Annotated in this window: 3 protein-coding genes; all 3 read right to left on the reverse strand. The window is 60.0% G+C overall.

All coding sequences use genetic code 11. The annotated features are described in order from the left end of the window. Positions 1–229: 229 nt before the first annotated feature. The 3 genes from BFP90_RS10320 to BFP90_RS10330 all read right to left on the reverse strand — a co-directional run bounded on the left by BFP90_RS10320 (position 230) and on the right by BFP90_RS10330 (position 2674). Positions 230–1012 carry a MetQ/NlpA family ABC transporter substrate-binding protein gene (locus BFP90_RS10320; protein WP_065893817.1) on the reverse strand — a complete coding sequence of 261 codons (783 nt, stop codon included), beginning with the start codon at positions 1010–1012 and terminating at the stop codon, positions 230–232. Positions 1013–1118: 106 nt separating this feature from the next. Beyond that, positions 1119–2045 (reverse strand): sigma 54-interacting transcriptional regulator, encoded by a 927-nt coding sequence (locus tag BFP90_RS10325; RefSeq protein ID WP_065893818.1) that lies wholly within the window; start codon positions 2043–2045, stop codon positions 1119–1121. 47 nt (positions 2046–2092) lie between these two features. Further along, positions 2093–2674, reverse strand: coding sequence for an alpha/beta hydrolase (locus BFP90_RS10330; RefSeq protein WP_065896591.1), 582 nt, complete (start codon positions 2672–2674; stop codon positions 2093–2095). Positions 2675–2966 lie beyond the last annotated feature (292 nt).

Below are 2966 nucleotides of genomic sequence, written 5' to 3' on the forward strand. Positions count from 1 at the left end.
TTTGCGCTTTTCAAAAGTGAGCCGCCGTCAGGGCGGAACCCTAAGTGGCCGTTACCGCAGAAACGGATATTTACTCGGTCTGATCCAACATCCTGGTCGGCCCTGAGGCCGCCATCGGGGGCAAGCCCCCTCCCACATTTCTGGTTGTGTTACAAATCTCCGGCACAAAAAAACGCCGACGCTGTAATAGCCGCCGGCGTTGAAACCTTGAAGGGGGTTTTGGCTTACATCAGAACGCCGGCACGACCGCGCCGCTGTACTTCTTCTCGATGAAGGCTTTGACTTCCGGGCTGGTCAGCGCCTTGGACAGTTTCTGGATAGCGTCGCTGTCCTTGTTGTCCGGGCGAGCGACCAGGAAGTTCACGTAAGGCGACTTGGCGTCTTCGATGATCAGCGCATCCTTGGCCGGATTCAGGCCGGCTTCCAGCGCGTAGTTGGTGTTGATCACGTCCAGGTCGACCTGGTCGAGTACGCGTGGCAGCAGAGCCGATTCCAGCTCCTTGAATTTGAGGTTTTTCGGGTTGTCCTTGATGTCCTTCGGCGTGGACAACGCGTTGGTCGGGTCTTTCAGGGTGATCAGACCGCTCTTCTGCAGCAGCAACAGGGCGCGGCCACTGTTGGAGCCTTCGTTCGGGATGGCCACGGTGGCGCCATCTTTGAGCTCGGAAATATTCTTGATTTTTTTCGAGTAGCCACCGATGGGCTCGACGTGTACGCCGACCACGGTCACCAGGTTGGTGCCTTTACCTTTGTTGAAGTTTTCCAGGTACGGCAGGGTCTGGAAGTAGTTGGCGTCCAGGCGTTTCTCGGCCACTTGCACGTTGGGCTGTACGTAGTCGGTGAAGACTTTGATCTGCAGGTCCACGCCTTCCTTGGCCAGGGTTGGCTTGATCAGCTCGAGGATTTCGGCGTGCGGGATCGGGGTGGCGGCCACCACCAGTTTCTCGTTGGCCTGGGCGAAGCTGGCCGTCAGGGCAGCCGCCAGTGCGGTAAACAACAGAACCTTTTTCATGCAATGTCCTTCTAACGACCGTTTTCATGTGAGGTGCCAGCGAAGTGCTATCGCGGCGTGGAGTGGACAATACCTAGATTTTTTATTCCCGAACAATATCTTTTATTCACGTTGATATTCCATTTTGCTCATACAGGAATGTTCGCAGCGTCTCCTGTTCCGCAGGGCTGGCACTCGCGAAAATCCGCTGCACCTGCTCCAACGGCGAGCCGGCGCTGGGCAAGTTCAGATGCTCGGGCAGAATTTCATCGCCGCTGCTCACCAACAGCGCAAAGTGAATGACGTTTTCCAGCTCACGGGTATTGCCCGGCCAGCTGTGATGTTCCAGCACGCGTTGGGCGGCGTCGCTGATCAGCGGCACCGGCAGGTCCAGGCGCTGGCTGTAGATACCCAGGAAGTATTCGGCCAGGGACAGGATGTCGCCGACCCGCTCGCGCAGCGCCGGCAGGTCCAATTGACCTTCGCTCAAATAATGGAACAGGCGCTCATGAAACTTGCCCGCCGCCACCGCCTGGGCCAGGTCGATGCTGGTGGCTGCCACCAGGCGCACGTCCACCGGGCTTGGCTGCTGGGCGCCGACGCGGGTGACTTCGTGGTTTTCCAGGGCGGCGAGCAACTTGACCTGGATCGGCAACGGCAAATCGCCGATTTCATCCAGGTACAAAGTGCCGCCATTGGCCGAACCGAACCACCCGGCCCGGCTGCTCGCAGCGCCGCTGTGGCTGCCGGCGGCATAGCCGAACAATTCCGCGTCGGCGTACGTCGGGCTGATCGCACCGCAGTTGACCGACACAAACAGGCCCGTGCGGTCGCTGCCGCGGTGGATATGCCGCGCCAGCAACTCCTTGCCGCTCCCCGTCTCGCCATGAATCAACACGGGCAATGCACGCGGTGCCAGATTTTCCAGGTCTTCGCGCAGCTGCCGCGAACGTGGATCGACGAACACCAACGCTTTGGCGCGGATGCTCAGCGGGCTTTTTTCGGCGTCGGGGAAGGTCAGCAACGGCTGGCCGTAGGTTTCATGCAGACTCATGGCAGGCTCCCGCCCCATCCACTCAAGGGACGGGGCGTTGAAATATTTTATGCGCGGCGTCGCGCGTGATGCTCGAGGCGACTTTGCAGGCGATAGAGGTAGGCGAATCCCTGCTCCCAGCGCTGATGGCCGGACTTCACATTGATATGCCCGGCGCCCGACAATATGCCGGCTTCAGCCCCCCAATGACGCGCCAGCTCCAACGCCCGTGGCGCACTGACGGCACTGTCGTTGTCGGAGCTGACCACCTGGCTGGGAAACGGCAACAGGTCGGTAGGAATCGGCGCAAAGTTGCGCAGGGCGGGGGCACAAGCCGGACGTTCGACATCCGCCGGCGCCACCAGCAAGGCACCGCGTACCTGACGCAGGAACTGCACAGGCGCGGTGGCCGCCCAGTGCGCCACGGTGATGCAACCCAGGCTATGGGCGATCAGGATCACCGGCGTGCTGTCGGCGGCGATGGCCTCGGCCAGCGCGGCCACCCAGTCTGCGCGGCGCGGGGTCAGCCAATCATCCTGCTCCACGCGCGCACTGTTGGGCAGGCTGTTCTGCCAGTGACTTTGCCAATGTTCTTCTGGCGATCCTTGCCAGCCCGGCACGATCAGGTAACGAATCGACTCGCTGTGCATGGGTGTGCCCTCCTGCAGCGTTTAACGTTGCTGACCAGTATAGGGACGCGGTTTATATTCGTTAAGGAATAAGAAGCTATTTATTAATAACCAAAATCCCAATCCCGCATGCAGTCAATGTGGGAGGGGGCTTGCCCCCGATAGCCAAAGTATCTACACAACTCAGCAACGCCAACCGTAACCACGATGCGAAGCGAGTCGCTCTTGATCTTGATCTGCTTATGATCTCAGGCGCCCCGTCAAACCACGCTGGCCGAACGCAGGCTTGAATCCGTGGGCAACCCGGCAGGAC

The sequence above is a fragment of the Pseudomonas sp. 24 E 13 genome, from assembly GCF_900004715.1.
Taxonomy (GTDB): Bacteria; Pseudomonadota; Gammaproteobacteria; order Pseudomonadales; family Pseudomonadaceae; genus Aquipseudomonas; species Aquipseudomonas orientalis_A.